The sequence below is a fragment of the Plantactinospora sp. CNZ320 genome, from assembly GCF_002846275.1.
Window position 1 is genome coordinate 2,678,887 of record NZ_PJMP01000001.1, and the last position, 13,186, is coordinate 2,692,072.

12 protein-coding genes and 1 pseudogene are annotated in these 13,186 nt (G+C 73.2%); 8 read left to right on the forward strand and 5 right to left on the reverse strand.

The features are described 5' to 3' along the window. Window positions 1-12: 12 nt before the first annotated feature. Window positions 13-1,122, reverse strand: a pseudogene (locus CLT71_RS37945) (ABC transporter transmembrane domain-containing protein); the annotation flags it as partial. A gap of 205 nt (window positions 1,123-1,327) precedes the next feature. Between CLT71_RS37945 and CLT71_RS11670 the strand changes: the two are divergent. After that, window positions 1,328-1,957 (forward strand): TIGR03085 family metal-binding protein, encoded by a 630-nt coding sequence (locus CLT71_RS11670; RefSeq protein WP_101367114.1) that lies wholly within the window; start codon window positions 1,328-1,330, stop codon window positions 1,955-1,957. Between the two features lie 22 nt (window positions 1,958-1,979). After that, a complete protein-coding gene (locus CLT71_RS11675) occupies window positions 1,980-2,933 on the forward strand; it encodes a terpene synthase family protein (protein ID WP_101367115.1) in 954 nt (317 codons plus the stop codon). Window positions 2,934-2,984: 51 nt separating this feature from the next. On the opposite strand, the gene CLT71_RS11680 is transcribed toward CLT71_RS11675, so the two are convergent. The 3 genes from CLT71_RS11680 to CLT71_RS11690 form a co-directional block, all read right to left on the reverse strand. Then, window positions 2,985-3,482 (reverse strand): septum formation initiator, encoded by a 498-nt coding sequence (locus tag CLT71_RS11680; RefSeq protein ID WP_101367116.1) that lies wholly within the window; start codon window positions 3,480-3,482, stop codon window positions 2,985-2,987. A gap of 129 nt (window positions 3,483-3,611) precedes the next feature. Further along, a complete protein-coding gene (locus tag CLT71_RS11685; protein WP_101367117.1) occupies window positions 3,612-4,466 on the reverse strand; it encodes an alpha/beta fold hydrolase in 855 nt (284 codons plus the stop codon). Continuing rightward, the gene (locus tag CLT71_RS11690; RefSeq protein WP_101367118.1) at window positions 4,453-5,049 is read right to left on the reverse strand and encodes a TetR/AcrR family transcriptional regulator; all 597 of its coding nucleotides are present in this window, start codon (window positions 5,047-5,049) and stop codon (window positions 4,453-4,455) included. Before CLT71_RS11690 ends, CLT71_RS11685 begins: the two co-directional genes overlap by 14 nt. Window positions 5,050-5,206: 157 nt before the next feature. On the opposite strand from CLT71_RS11690, the gene CLT71_RS11695 reads away from it, so the two are divergent. The 4 genes from CLT71_RS11695 to CLT71_RS11710 all read left to right on the forward strand — a co-directional run bounded on the left by CLT71_RS11695 (window position 5,207) and on the right by CLT71_RS11710 (window position 9,516). Further along, window positions 5,207-5,899: a response regulator transcription factor gene (locus CLT71_RS11695; RefSeq protein ID WP_101367119.1), complete on the forward strand. Its 693-nt coding sequence runs from the start codon at window positions 5,207-5,209 to the stop codon at window positions 5,897-5,899. Beyond that, window positions 5,896-7,236: a sensor histidine kinase gene (locus CLT71_RS11700; protein ID WP_101367120.1), complete on the forward strand. Its 1,341-nt coding sequence runs from the start codon at window positions 5,896-5,898 to the stop codon at window positions 7,234-7,236. Before CLT71_RS11695 ends, CLT71_RS11700 begins: the two co-directional genes overlap by 4 nt. A gap of 250 nt (window positions 7,237-7,486) precedes the next feature. Next, entirely contained in the window at window positions 7,487-7,999 is a 513-nt protein-coding gene (locus CLT71_RS11705) for a PepSY domain-containing protein (RefSeq protein ID WP_101367121.1), read from the forward strand. A 134-nt stretch (window positions 8,000-8,133) separates the two neighbouring features. Beyond that, window positions 8,134-9,516, forward strand: coding sequence for a DUF6891 domain-containing protein (locus tag CLT71_RS11710; RefSeq protein ID WP_101367122.1), 1,383 nt, complete (start codon window positions 8,134-8,136; stop codon window positions 9,514-9,516). 78 nt (window positions 9,517-9,594) lie between these two features. Here CLT71_RS11710 and CLT71_RS11715 read toward each other — a convergent pair whose 3' ends face one another. Further along, window positions 9,595-9,942, reverse strand: coding sequence for a hypothetical protein (locus CLT71_RS11715; RefSeq protein ID WP_486483212.1), 348 nt, complete (start codon window positions 9,940-9,942; stop codon window positions 9,595-9,597). A 329-nt stretch (window positions 9,943-10,271) separates the two neighbouring features. On the opposite strand from CLT71_RS11715, the gene CLT71_RS11720 reads away from it, so the two are divergent. Next, the gene (locus tag CLT71_RS11720) at window positions 10,272-12,098 is read left to right on the forward strand and encodes an AMP-dependent synthetase/ligase (protein ID WP_101367123.1); all 1,827 of its coding nucleotides are present in this window, start codon (window positions 10,272-10,274) and stop codon (window positions 12,096-12,098) included. A 270-nt stretch (window positions 12,099-12,368) separates the two neighbouring features. Continuing rightward, window positions 12,369-13,169, forward strand: a complete 801-nt coding sequence (locus tag CLT71_RS11725) for an ATP-binding protein (RefSeq protein ID WP_143743441.1) — start codon at window positions 12,369-12,371, stop codon at window positions 13,167-13,169. Window positions 13,170-13,186: the final 17 nt, after the last annotated feature.

Genomic DNA, 13,186 nt, shown 5'->3' on the forward strand with positions numbered 1-13,186 from the left:
GGGTTCGGCGGGGGCGGTCGGTGGCGGCGGTTCGGCCGGTGCGTACCCGAAACTGACCCGGTCGAAGACGAGGGTGGCGGGACGGCCGTCCCGGCGGTCCAGCGTGGTGTCGCCGTACGGCATCTCGCCGGTGGCGGTGAGTACGGACTGCAACCGGTCCCAGCCGGCGACGCTGCGCGGCAGTTCGGCGAGCACCCAGCCGATCGCCCGGACCGGGAAGGCCAGCACCGTGAAGAGGAACGCCACGCTCACCAGTTCGGTGATGGTGACCGCGCCCTGGCTCAGCCGCACCGCGCCGACCAGCAGCACGGCCAGGGTGCCGAGGCTGGGCAGGGTCTCCAGGATCGGGTCGAAGACGCCCCGGAGCCGGCCGACCGAGATCAGCGCGTCCCGCAGCTCACCGGCCTGGGCGGCGAACCGGGCCGTCTCCCGGGCCTCCTGGCCCATGGTCTTGACCACCAGCGCACCGTCGAAGCTCTCGTGGGCGATCGCGCTGACCTCGGCGCGCATCTGCTGCGCGCGGGCCTGCCGGGGTGCCATCCGTCGGGAGTAGACGACGTTCAGGGTGAAGAGCGCGGGGAAGATCGCCACGCCGACCAGGGCGAGCGCCCAGTCTGTGACGAAGAGCGACCCCATCGCCGCGATCATCATCACCAGGGTGCCGACCGCGAACGGCAGCGGCGCGATCGGGAACCAGGCCGCCTCGACGTCGGAGTTGGCGTTGGAGAGCAGGGTGCCGGTGGCGTGCCTGTGGTGCCAGGAGAGCGGCAGTTCCAGGTAGCGGCGGGTGATCCGGCGCCGGTAGCTGGCCTGCAGGCGGTACTGCATGAAGCCGGCGCCGAGCCGGCGGCCGAACATGCCCAGTACCCGGCCGACGCTCACCGCGAACAGCGCGCCGGCGCCGAGCAGCACCGCGGCCAGGTCGACCCGGCCGGACTCCAGCGACGGCACCACCACCTCGCCGACGACGGCGCCGACCACGTACGCGCTCGCGATGATCAACAGGCTGTACAACACACTGCCGGCGACACCCACCGCGAAGATCCGTGGTTCCTCGCGGATCCCGTAGCCGAGGACCCTGAGCCCTCGCACGAGTATGTCCCGGCTTGTCTTGGCCGCCACGCTCTCCCCCGCCGTAAGCCTCCTGCGTCCAGCTCATCCTTACCGATCAGCAGCGGCCTTGACGAACCGATTGGCGTGGGTGATACCGAGTCTGCCCTGATTGTGTCTGCTGTCACAGCCTGGTCCCCGATGCCGGACCGCGCGCGGGATGGATACCGATCGGCCGTCCCGCACCGGACGGCCGAATCGGGATTACGATCAAGACATGCCCCGCTACGCGGACACGGAGCGACAGTCGCTGGCCGATCTCCTCCTGGCGATCGGGCCGGACCAACCCACGATCATCCCCGAGTGGACCGCGAAGGACCTCGCCGCCCACCTGGTGGTCCGGGAACGCCGCCCCGACGCGGCGGCCGGCCTGCTCCTTCCGCCGTTGCGGCGGCACGGGGAACGCGTCCAGGCGGCGACGGCCGAACGGCCGTACCCGGCCCTGGTCGAGCTGGTCCGGCGCCCGCCCCGGTGGAGTCCGATGTCGCTGCCGCCGATCGACGAGCTGGCGAACCTGGTCGAATACTTCGTGCACCACGAGGACGTCCGGCGCGCCCGGCCCGACTGGCAGCCCCGGAGCCTTCCGGCCGGGCAGCAGGCCGCGCTCTGGAAGCGCATCCCGGCGATGGCCCGGATGTCGCTGCGCCGGTTTCCGGCCGCGCTGCTGATCCAGGCACCGGAGCACGGCGAGGCCACCGCCGGGGCCGGCGGCGAGCAGCTCCGGATGGTCGGGGCGCCCGGCGAGCTGCTGATGTTCCTGTTCGGGCGGCAGCGGGTCGCCCGGGTGCAACTGGTCGGTCCATCCGCGCTGACCGAGCGGTTACGTACCGCGAAACTCGGGATCTGAACGGGAGCCGCCGCCCTTGCCGATGCGTACCCTCGCCCTGACGTGGCTGACCCGGCCACCCTTTCCGGAACGGGTGAGCGCGCACGTGGGGCGGGTGGGGCCGCAGTCCACCCGGTGGGCCCGCGAACTCGGCCTGGTCGGCACCCCCGCCGCCGCCCACCGGCTGGAGCGGGCCAACGCCGCCGAGCTGGCCGGCCGGATCTGCCCGGACGCCGTCCCCGAGCAGCTCCGGCTGCTCGCCGACCTGTTCAGCTGGCTGTTCGCCTTCGACGACCGCTGCGACGACGACGGCCTGGGCGACGACCCGGCCCGGCTCGCCCCGGTCGTCGGGCAGTTGCTCGACGTCCTCGACCTGCGCGGCGGGCCGGCTCCGCCGGGCTCGACCCCGGTCGCCGGCCCGACCGCCGCCGCCCTGCACGACCTCTGCCGACGGGTACGCGCGCACGGCCCGCCCCGGCTGCTGCTCCGGTTCGCCGCCCAGATGCGGGACTACCTGCTGGCGCTGCTCTGGGAGGCGGCGAACCGGGAACGGGACCGGGTACCGGCGGTGGCCGAGTACCTCCAGATGCGCCGGCACACAGGTGCGGTACGCCCCAGCTTCACCCTGACCGACCTGGCGTACGGCGGACTGGCCGAGGTCATCTGTCGGGCCGATGTCGAGGCGTCCCACCTCGACGACCTCGCCGCCGACCTGGTCTGCTGGTGCAACGACGTCTTCTCGTACGCGAAGGAGCGCCGGCAGGGCGGGGACGGGCACAACCTGATCGTCGTACTGGCCCGCGAGGCGGGGCGGGAGGAGCAGGCCGCACTCATCGACGCGGCCCGCCGGTTCAACGCCGGGCTGCGGGCGTACCTGCGGCTGGAGTCCGCACTGCTGGCCGGCGGCGACCCCGACACCCTCCGGTTCGTCACCTCCCGGCGCGCCTGGATCCGGGGCAGTTACGACTGGTCCCTGGGTGCGGGCCGCTACCACTGAGCCGAGCCGCCGGGCCGCTGCCGGCGCTGGGTGTCCGGTGCCGATACCGGATCAGTCGTCGCTGCCGTGTGCCTTCCAGGTCGGCACCGGTCGACCGTCGGCGCACTCGACCTCGACCTCGATCCGCCCACCCGAGCCGTGGAAGGTCACCTCGGCGTCGTCGTCCGGACCGCGCTCGACCTCGCCGACCCGGTAACCCTGGGCCGGCGTCCAGGCGCTGAGCCAGACCCGTTGGCCGGCGCACTCGGCCAGCACCGTACCCCCGGGGGTGGAGACCAGCCGGCGCGAGGCGTCGGCGCCGACCGGCGGGGTGGCGGAGGTGTCCGGTGCCGGGCTGACGGCGTCGCCGGACGGCGCCGGAGCGCCTGCAACGGCGGCCGGCGGCGGGGGGTCGGCCAGCGCCCGCGCCACCTCGTCCGGGCTGCGCACCTCACCCGCCGGCCCGGTCAGCCCGGCTCCGATCACCTGTACGGCGGCCAGCCCGGTCCCGGTCGCGGTCAGCGCGGCGAGCAGCCAACCGGCCACGGCGAGCAGGGTACGTCGACGCATCCTCCGATGATGCCGCCTCCGGCGTTAAAGCCGGTGCCGGCGGACCCTAAGAGACCGTTAACGGCACCCGCTCCCCCACCCCGCCTCCCGGCCCCGCCTCCCGGCCCCGGCCCCGGCCCCGGCCCCGGCCTAGTCTCCGGTCCGCTGGTCGTCGATCTCGGCGAAGAACCGGCGCAGGGCGTCGGCGACCAGCGCCGGTGCCGTGCTGGTGACGAAGTGGGACTGCCCGGCCCAGGCCACCCGGCGCACTCGCGGGATCGCCGCCGCGAGCGCCTCCATCGCACTGGGCATCGGTTCCCAGGTGTCGGCGCCCTGCATCAGCAGGGTCGGCAAGCCGACCGAGGACCAGCGGGCGATGCCGGTGCTGTCGGTCGCCAGCGCTTCGAGGTCGTGCAGCCAGCCGACCGCCGAACGGCGGGCGTCGGCCGGGTCGGGCCGGCGGTCACCGGCCGCCGCCGCGAACGCCCTGACCACCTCCGCCGGGACCCGGGTCACCTCGTTCAACACCGCAGCCATCGCCACCGCGTCGTCCCGGTCGAAGGCGGCACGGTATCGGTCGAGCAGCGGCACCAACTCCACCCCCGCCGCGAAGAGCGGTGGCTCGAAGAGCGCGAGCGAGCGCAGCCGGGATGGCTCGGCCGCTGCGGTGTGCAGGGCCAGGGTCGCCCCGTACGACGCGCCGACCAGGTGGACCCGCCGGCCCGACGACGCGTACGCCGCCTCGGCCACCGCCACCAGGTCGGCGACCTCGTCCTTGAAGGACTTGACCGTCGGCGGGACGTCGCTGGGGCGGTAACCGCGCCGGGCCGGCAGCCACAGCTCGTGGTCGTCGGCGAGCAGCTCGGCGACGCCGGCCCAGGAGTGCAGGCCGCCCCCGGAGCCGTGCACCAGGATCACCGGGTCGCCGGAACCCGTCCGGCGGACCACCAGTCGGGTGCCGTCCGGTGACCTGATCTCCTGGTCGCGGCTGTCACGACTCGGCATTTCCACTCTCCTTTGTTGCGGTGGGCCAGTTGCACAGCGTCGTGTGGATCGCGTCGAGGACGCTGCGCCAGGACGCGTCGAGGTCACGGGGGTGCCCGAACCCGTCGGCACTCTCCAGCGTCGCGAACCCGTGCAGGGTGCTGCGTACGAAGCGCAGGGCGTCGGTGAGCCGCGGTTCGACCAGCCCGTACCCGCGCAGCATCGCGTAGCTCAGCTCGATGACGCGCAGGTGTCCCGCCGAGTTCGTCCCGATCTCGGCCGGCAACTGCAGCTGGGTCGCGGCGTACTGCCCGGGGTGGGCCACCGCGAACTCGCGGTAGGCGTCGGCGAATCCGACGAGCGCCTGCCGGCCACCCCGTCCGGCGACCGCGAGGCCGAGCCGGTCGGCGAAGGTGGCCGCCGCCCGGACCGCGACCTGCGCGATCAGGGCGTCCCGGCCACGCACGTGCGCGTAGAGCGCGGCGTCGGAGACCCCGAAGCGCCGGGCGACCGCCGCCACGGTCAACCGGGACAGTCCCACCTCGTCCGCCAGCTCGGCGGCGGCATCCGCCACCCGCTCACTCGTCAGACCCTGGCGCGGCATACCGACCTTTCGACTCCTAAGCGAAAACTTAATAGCCCTAAGATAGTAGCCGGTTCCTGGAGCCCGGCAACCGGAGGGGGCCGATCCGCGCCCCGGGTCGCCCTGGGTCGCCCGGCAACCGGGTGGCGGGGGGCAGTTCCGGGTTACCGTGCCGGGTGTGGCTCGCCTACTGCTGATCGAGGACGACCCGGCCATCCGTACTCCGCTGCTGCACGCACTGCGCGACCGGGGACACGCGGTGGCCGCCGTACAGTCCGCGATGACCGGGCTGCAACGGGTCCTCGACGACCGGCCCGACCTCGTCGTACTCGACCTCGGCCTGCCCGACCTGGACGGGTTGGAACTGCTCCGGATGCTCCGGGCGGTGAACAGCACACCGGTGATCATCGCCACCGCCCGGGACGAGGAGGCCGAGATCATCCGGGGACTGGACGCCGGCGCCGACGACTACGTGGTGAAGCCGTTCACCGCCGCCCAGCTCGACGCGCGGATCCGGGCCGTACTGCGGCGCGGTACCGGCCCGGCCGACGCCCCGGCAGTACTGGCCGTCGGCGAGCTGCGGGTCGACCCGGCGGCCCGGCAGGCGACCCTGGCCGGTACGCCGCTGGAACTGACTCCCCGGGAGTTCGACCTGCTGCACTATCTGGCCGCCCGGGCCGGCCGGGTGGTCAGCAAGCGGGAACTGCTGACCGAGGTGTGGCAGCTTCCCTACGGCGGGGCGGACAAGACGGTGGACGTACACCTGTCGTGGCTGCGCCGCAAGCTCGGCGAGACCGCGCAACAGCCCCGCTACCTGCACACGGTGCGCGGGGTGGGGGTCCGGCTCGACGTACCCGGGATCCGGTCGTGAGGCGCCGGCTCACCCTGCTGGTCGCGGCCACCACCGGCCTGGTGCTGCTGGCCTTCCTGGTCCCGCTCGCCGTGCTGCTGCGCGGCGTCGCGGCGGACCGGGCGGTGGTGGCCGCCACCGCCGACGTGCAGGCCCTGGTCCCGCTGGTCGGCACCGCCAACCCGGAGGGGCTGCGCCTCGCCGCCGAGCAGGTCGGTGCCACGGCCGAGCGGCCGGTCACGGTCTTCCTGCCCGACGGCGCGGTCCTCGGCGACGGCGCGCCCCGGACCGACGGCGTCGAACTGGCCGCCCGGGGCGAGAGCCTCACCGTCGCGGGCGAGGACGGCCGGGAGATCCTGGTCGCCGTGCAGGGCCGCCCGGACGGTACGGCGGTGATCCGCACCTTCGTCTCCGACGACGAGCTGACCCACGGCGTCTACCGCTCCTGGCTGGTACTGGCCGGGCTCGGGGTGGCGCTGCTGCTGCTCGGCCTCGCCGTCGCCGACCGGCTGGCCCGGTCGCTCACCGCCCCGATCGCCGAGCTGTCGGCGGTCTCGCACCGGCTGGCCGGCGCGGAACTGACCGCCCGGGCCACCCCGTCCGGCCCGCCGGAGCTGCGGGCGGTGGCCGGCGCGCTCAACCATCTCGCGACCCGGATCCAGGAACTGCTCCGGGACGAACGCGAGCAGCTCGCCGACCTGTCACACCGGCTCCGCACCCCGTTGACGTCGCTGCGGCTGGAGTCGGAGTCGCTGGCCGACCCCAGGGAGGCGGCCCGGATCACCGAGCGGGTGGACGCGGTGGAGCGGGCGGTGACCGGGCTGATCCGGCAGGCCCGGCGGCGGGGCACCGACACCGGTACCGAGCCGGTCTGCGACGCCACGGCGGTGGTCCGGGACCGGGTCGCCTTCTGGACCGTACTGGCCGAGGACACCGGGCGGGACGTCGGACTCGACCTCGCCGACGGGCCGCTACCGGTACGGCTGCCCGCCGACGAGCTGGCGGCGGTGCTGGACGCGCTGCTCGGCAACGTCTTCGCGCACACCCCGGACGGCACGGGTTTCGCCGTCACGCTGACGCCCCGCCCCGGCGGAGGTGCGCTGCTGACCGTCGCCGACAGTGGCCCCGGCCTGCCGCCGGCCCTGGTCGGGCCCGCCCCCGCCGGGCTGGTGGAGCGCGGGGCGAGCGCGGCCGGCTCGACCGGGCTGGGCCTGGACATCGCCCGCCGGGCGGCCCGGGACAGCGGCGGCCGGTTCGAGCTGTCGCAGGCCGACGGCGGCGGGGCACGGGTCGCGGTCACCCTCGGCCCGCCGCTGACCAGCAGCGGGTCGCCGTCCGCCCTCCTCACCGAGGCCTAGCCTCCGCCACCTCGCCGACGCTCAGCCCTGCCGCGTGTCTTTACCGGGGCTCAGCTCAGCCGCGTCTTACCGGGACTCAGCCCTGCCGCGTGTCTTTACCGGGGCTCAGCTCAGCCGCGTCTTACCGGGACTCAGCTCTGCCGTCTTTACCGAGGCTTAGCGTTCGGACAGCGCGCCGCTATCCCGATCCGCGCGAACCTCTGTGCCGAGAACCCCGGAACCGGGTGTTCGCGAGATTGAGGAGACTGCGATGCGGCGAAAGACTCTGGTCCTGAGCGTCGGTGGCGTGCTGGCGGCAGCCGCCGTCGTCGGCACCGCGATCGGGGCCAGCGCGGCCGAGAGCGAGCGGCAGGGGTTCGGCGCCGTCGCCACCACCGCGCCCGCCGAGCCGACGCCCGGCACCCCCCCGACGGGTACCCCGGGCACCGGCGCTCCGACGGGTACGCCGAGCGGCACGCCGTCGGGCGCACCGAGCGGCTCCCCCGCACCGACCGGCTCGGCACCGGCCGGATCCGTCGACTCGGCGCGGGCCGTCGAGATCGCCCTGGCCAGCGCCGGTGGCGGTCAGCTCGACGAGGTCGAGCGGGAGCAGGAGCACGGCCGCGAGGTGTGGAGCGTCGAGCTGGTCAAGGACGGCCGTGAGGTCGAGGTGGACGTGGACACGACCACCGGCGAGATCGTCAAGACCGAGCAGGACGACGACAAGGACGACAAGGACGACGACGAGGACGACGACCGCGACGACGACGAGGACGACGACTGATCGCGCCGGTTCCCGGGGTGGACGGAACGCCCCGTCCGCTCCGGGACCCGAACCCCCTACGGCCGCGCGTCCGCCATGACGGTCGCCGCCACGATCAGCGGTACTGTCCGCCGCCGCTGCTAGCGTTCGCGGCCGTGGAACCTGCCAACGAGGCCGACGAGCTCCGGCACCTGGTCGAGGGGTACGTCCGGCGGCACGTCGCGCTCGCCGAACTGCCGTACGACGCGATCGTGACCGGTGCGATCGAATACCTGCACGACGAACACGATCCGGTACGGGTCGAGGAGCTGGCCCGGGAGGTGGCCGGTGCCGAGTTCGCCGCGCATGCCGCCGCCCAGTCGCAGTGGCCGGAGTCGACCGACAACGACCGGCTCACCCTCGCCTTCCGGGCCCTGGACACAGCCGGGATCGTCGCCCGGGAGAGTTTCACCTGCTGCCAGAACTGCGGGTTGGCCGAGATCGGCGCCGAGGTCGTCAACGGCGAGTCGCCGCGCGGGTACGCCTTCTACCACCAGCAGGACGCCGAGCGCGGCGCCGACGGCGGGGGCATCTGGATCACGTACGGGCTCTTCGGGAAGTCGCCCACGGTCGAGATCGGCACGGAGGTGGCAGCGACACTGCGTGAGCACGGTCTGCCGGTGGACTGGTCCGGGGACCCCGACATCCGGATCCGGGTTCCGCTGACCTGGCAGCGGCGCCGTACCGGCCGGCTGGCGGCCTTCCCGGCGCCGGTCGACGACGACGTCACAGTCGAGATCGAGGTGCCCGACATCTGGCGCGGGGTGTACGCCCCGACCACCGGGCCGATCTCGGCCGCCCGGCTGACCAGTCTCTACCTGCCCTGGCTGCCCGCCGTCACCCGGCTCGGCATCACGCTGAACGGTGCGACGGTCATCGTGTGGCGGGACTGGGACACCCTGGTCGGCTCGTTCGACGGCTCCCTCCGACCCGGCTACTCCGATCGGTCCGACGAGCCCGACGAGTCCTCCGACGAGGTTTCTGCCGAGGCCTTTGTCGAGCCCGACGGGTCCTCCGACGCGCCCGACGCGGTTGGGGTCCGGCCCGAGTCCCGGGTCGACAGGTACGCCGGGATGACGCTAATCCGGCAGCTCAGGGGCGACGGCCCGCCCAGCTCCGGACCGGACGACACGGCCGGACCGGACCCGGCGCCGACGGTCCCCGGCGAGGATGGGCTGCTGGAGGCGAGCTGGCAGCACTCGGCGGGGCGTGCATACCCGGACGTGCCGCTCACCTTGCGGGAGAGCATCGACGCGCTGCGCTGGATGCCGGCCCGCACCGACGCCTGGGCCTGCTTCGTCGGCCGCTCCGGCGACATCGTGCAGATGCGCTGGGAGCAGCGGAGGCTCTGGCTGGAGACACCGGATCAGGCGTTGGCCGCCTCGGTGGGCCGGCACGTGACGATTCCGGAGGCCGAGCGGATGGTCGGCGTACTCGCAATCGAGGACCGGGTAGCGGTGGCCGAGTTGGGCGACGTGCGCACCGTGCCCTGGACCTGACCCCCGGCGCGTCCCCGCCCGGCAGGCCGCACCGCTGCGCACCTGCTCCGCCCGGCGGGTCAGCCGGCGGTGCGGCGGTCAGCCGGCCGGCGGTGCCGCGCCGGCCCAGCCGGAGGTCGCGTCGATCAGTGTCCGGCGCCCGCCGGCCGCCCCGGCCGGCGGGCCGGCGACACAGGCGCCCCGGTGGCCCTCCCGCTCGCCGCACCGGCCACCGCCGAAGAGCAGCCGGTCGCAGAAGACCCGGTACCGCTCGTGCTGCGCGTCCTCGGCCGAGACGGTGACCTCACCGGCGTCGAGTTCCGGCAGGAAGGCCAGCGACTCGGCCAGCCTGGCCGCCAGTTCGGTGGCGGCGTGCAGGGTGTGTACGGCAACCGGAAGGTGGATGACGTGGCCCGGCACCGCGTCGCCGCGACCGGGACTTCCCATGACCGGTCCTGCATGACCCATGGTTGATGACCCTCACCCAGTGATTGATGACCTCCGCGCCGTGGTCCGGCGGCGCGCTCTGCCGGTCCGCCGGGGCCGACCGCCTGGATAGCTTGCCAGACGTACCCGGAATTTCGGTTTTGCCACTCGGGCCTGATCCGTGACGGCGGGCCGGATCCGCCAGGCGGGAGCGGGCCGACCTGGTCCGATCGGTACGGGCGGCCCGACCGATCGGGACTAGCCGTGGCACCGGAGAAGCCAATACCGTACGGTAACCGCGATTTAACGTGATCACCGTCACGCGACGATATCCGGAGGCACCCCTCGCCATGGCACTCGACGTCCCCTACCGGTCCATCCCCGACATGTTCCTGAAGCGTGTCTCGGCCACCCCCGACCGGGACGCTTTCGCCCACCCCGCCCCGGACGACTCCGGCCCGGTCTGGCTGAGCTGGGCGCAGGTCGGCCAGCGCGCCAAGGCGATCGCGGCCGGACTGCGCGGCCTCGGCATCGGCTCCGAGGATCGGGTGGCGATCCTGGCCAACACCCGGCTCGACTGGATCCTCGCCGACCTCGGCATCATGTGTGCCGGCGGCGCGACCACCACTGTCTATCCGACCACCGAGCCGGAGGACACCGCCTACATTCTCGCCGATTCCGGCTCGAAGGTGCTGATCGCCGAGAACGCCGAGCAGGCCGCCAAGATCGCCGGGGTGGAGCTGCCGGCGCTTACCCACGTCGTGATCATCGACGGGCCGGCCTCCTCGGACGCCACCCCGCCGCAGCTCGCCCTCGCCGACCTGGAGGTGCAGGGCGCGCTGGCCCTGGAGAACGACCCGGAGCTGATCGACCGGGTGGTCGCCGAGATCGACCAGGACGACCTGGCCACCCTGATCTACACCTCCGGCACCACGGGCCGGCCCAAGGGCGTCGAGCTGCTGCACGCCGGCTGGTGCTGGGAGGGCGTGGCACAGGCAAATCTCGGGCTGATCAAGGCGGAGGACCTGCAGTACCTCTGGTTGCCGCTGTCGCACTCGTTCGGCAAGACGCTGATCTGCGGCGTGATCCACGTCGGCATGCCCACCTACGTCGACGGCCGGCTGGACCGGCTGGTCGAACTGCTCGGGGTGGTCCGGCCGACGCTGATGTGCGGCGCACCCCGGATCTTCGAGAAGGTCTACAACCGGGCGGTCACCACCGCGCAGACGGCGGGCGGCGCGAAGGCGAAGATCTTCGCCTGGGCGGTCCGGACCGGCAGGCACAAGGTGGCGCTGGAGCAGGCCGGCCAGCCCGTCTCGGCCGGGCTGCGACTGCGGTACGGGCTCGCCGAGAAACTGGTCTTCAGCAAGCTCCAGGCCCGGCTGGGCGGCCGGATCCGGGTACTCGTCTCCGGGGCCGCGCCGCTGAGCCAGGAGATCGCGCACTTCTTCGCCGCAGCCGGCCTGCCGATCTCCGAGGGGTACGGGCTGACCGAGACCAGCGCCGGCAACTTCGTCAACCGGCCGGGTGCCCTCAAGATCGGTACGGTCGGCAAGGCAATGGGTGACCTGGAGTGCCGGATCGACTCCGACGGCGAGATCCTGCTCCGGGGCATGCCGGTGATGCGCGGCTACCACAACCTGCCCGAGGAGACCGCCCAGGCGTTCACCTCGGACGGCTTCTTCCGGACCGGTGACATCGGCGAACTCGACGACGAGGGCTTCCTGAAGATCACCGACCGGAAGAAGGACCTGGTCAAGACCTCGGGTGGCAAGTACATCTCGCCGTCGCACATCGAGGGCATGTTCAAGGCGCTCTGCCCGTACACCTCCCAGGTGGTCGTGATCGGGCAGGCCCGCAACTACTGCACCATGCTGGTCACCCTGGACCCCGACGCGATCGGCACCTGGGCGGCCGGCGGTCCGCTGGCCGGCCGGCCGTACGCGGAGATCGTCGGGTCGGCCGAGGTACGTGCCATGGTCGACGGCTACGTCGCCGAGCTGAACCAGAAGCTCAACCGCTGGGAGACGATCAAGAAGGTGACCGTGCTCACCCGCGACCTGACCGTCGAGGACGGCGAGATGACGCCCTCGATGAAGATCAAGCGTCGGGCCGTGGAGGACAACTTCAAGTCGGAGATCGACGGGATGTACGAGGGCACCCTCGCCCAGCTCTGAGCCCTCTCCGGGCTCCCGCTCCTCCCATCGGAACGGGGCCCGACACTCACCGGACCGCCGTGCGACAGGCGATCGCCCGGCGGTCCGGTGCTGCCGCCCGGAGCACTACCGTCGGTCCCGACACAACTACCGTCGACAAGGTGACATCCGGGCGGCTTCATCGACCCGTCGCCGGGGTAAGAGCAGAGTCAGGCGCACGGCGGGCGAGGTCAGGTGCCCGGTCGCGACGGTACGCGGGTGGTAAGGGGGGTTCCGGTGATGGTGGCCACGGTGGCAGCGCACGTGGAGACCGGCGCCTTGGTGATCACCTTGGCGGGCCGGTGGAGTGTGTCCCAGGCGTACGCCCTGCAACGGGCACTCTCACGTTGCGCCGCGCACCACCCGCCGTACGTGGCGGTGGACTGTACCCGGATCGCCCCGGACAAGCTGCTGCCGACGCTGCTACCGGCGATGGTGATGCTCCGGGAGTCGTGCCGGCGCGGCATCACAGTGCTGGTCTGCGCACCGGCCTCGGCCCTGACCATGCTGCTGCGCCGGCTACCGACCCGGCGGGTCCGGCTCTACCCCCGGCTCGCCGACGCGCTCAGCCGGATCCGCCCCTACCCGGTGTCGACCCGCGCCCGGCAGGCCCACCGTCGACTGCCGCCGGTGCCGCAGGCGGTGAGCGCGGCGCGCGGACTTGTCCGGGAGTGCTGCGAGCGGTGGCGGCTCTCCGACGTCACCGACCAGGCCCAACTCGTCGCCTCGGAACTCGTGGCGAACGCCGTCGAGCACGCCGGTACCGACATCGATCTGACGCTCTGCCACCACCGGCAGCGGCTGCGGATCGCGGTGGCGGACCGGCACCCCGGCACGCCGGCGCTGCCCCGGCAGGAGGCTGCCCCGGATCCGCGGCAGCCGCTCGCGCTGCGCGGTCGCGGGCTGGCCATGGTCGCCCGGTCGGTCGCGAGCTGGGGCGTACTGCCCGGCAGCGATGGCAAGATCGTCTGGGCCAGCCTGGTCGCCCCGCCGACGCCCCGGCTGCGCCTGCCCAGCGTGGTGACCATCCCCCGGGCCGGCTACCCGGCCTGAGCGGGGCGGACCGGCGG

Excerpts from the sequence above, each read along its gene's own strand:
- CLT71_RS11670 (WP_101367114.1), top strand. The coding sequence starts at position 1,328 with ATGCCCCGCTACGCGGACACGGAGCGACAGTCGCTGGCCGATCTCCTC.
- CLT71_RS11675 (WP_101367115.1), top strand. The coding sequence starts at position 1,980 with ATGCGTACCCTCGCCCTGACGTGGCTGACCCGGCCACCCTTTCCGGAA.
- CLT71_RS11680 (WP_101367116.1), bottom strand. The coding sequence starts at position 3,482 with ATGCGTCGACGTACCCTGCTCGCCGTGGCCGGTTGGCTGCTCGCCGCG.
- CLT71_RS11685 (WP_101367117.1), bottom strand. The coding sequence starts at position 4,466 with ATGCCGAGTCGTGACAGCCGCGACCAGGAGATCAGGTCACCGGACGGC.
- CLT71_RS11690 (WP_101367118.1), bottom strand. The coding sequence starts at position 5,049 with ATGCCGCGCCAGGGTCTGACGAGTGAGCGGGTGGCGGATGCCGCCGCC.
- CLT71_RS11705 (WP_101367121.1), top strand. The coding sequence starts at position 7,487 with ATGCGGCGAAAGACTCTGGTCCTGAGCGTCGGTGGCGTGCTGGCGGCA.
- CLT71_RS11715 (WP_486483212.1), bottom strand. The coding sequence starts at position 9,942 with ATGGGAAGTCCCGGTCGCGGCGACGCGGTGCCGGGCCACGTCATCCAC.
- CLT71_RS11720 (WP_101367123.1), top strand. The coding sequence starts at position 10,272 with ATGGCACTCGACGTCCCCTACCGGTCCATCCCCGACATGTTCCTGAAG.